The organism is Tetragenococcus solitarius NBRC 100494, from assembly GCF_001544195.1.
Taxonomy (GTDB): Bacteria; Bacillota; Bacilli; order Lactobacillales; family Enterococcaceae; genus Tetragenococcus; species Tetragenococcus solitarius.
The window spans coordinates 1-617 of the sequence record NZ_BCPY01000094.1; the positions used below are offsets into that span (position 1 = coordinate 1).

The 617-nt window shown below is 50.6% G+C and carries 1 rRNA gene; it reads left to right on the forward strand.

The features are described 5' to 3' along the window. Positions 1 to 163: 163 nt before the first annotated feature. A 23S ribosomal RNA gene (locus tag TS1_RS12285) occupies positions 164 to 617 on the forward strand; the annotation flags it as partial.

Sequence of the window (617 nt, forward strand, 5' to 3'; positions counted from 1 at the left end):
TTTTGTTCTTTGAAAACTGGATAGAAAAACAACAATCAACACCAAAAAACCGAGAATCCGCGTTGAACAAGTTTTTAACGAAGTTCAGCACGAACGTTTCCATGGGCTTTGATCGCTCAAAGCATTTTCCATGGAACGACCTTTCGACCGAACGGTCGAATCAGGTTAAGTAAGAAAGGGCGCACGGCGGATGCCTTGGCACTAGGAGCCGATGAAGGACGGGACCAACACCGATATGCTCTGGGGAGCTGTAAGTAAGCTAAGATCCAGAGATCTCCGAATGGGGAAACCCCGCATTTTTGATCGAATGTGGCTTGATCTGTGAATCCATAGCAGGCAAGCGGGACACGCAGCCAACTGAAACATCTTAGTAGCTGCAGGAAGAAAAAGAAACCTCGATTCCCTGAGTAGCGGCGAGCGAAACGGGAACAGCCCAAACCAGGATGCTTGCATTCTGGGGTTGTAGGACGTTGACACGATCTTTTAGACGATAGCCGAAGGCTTTGGAAAAAGCGGCCAGAGCGGGTAAGAGCCCCGTAGGCGACATTCAATGGAAGATCCAACGGATCCTGAGTACGGCGGCACACGCGAAATGCCGTCGGAATCCGGGAGGACCC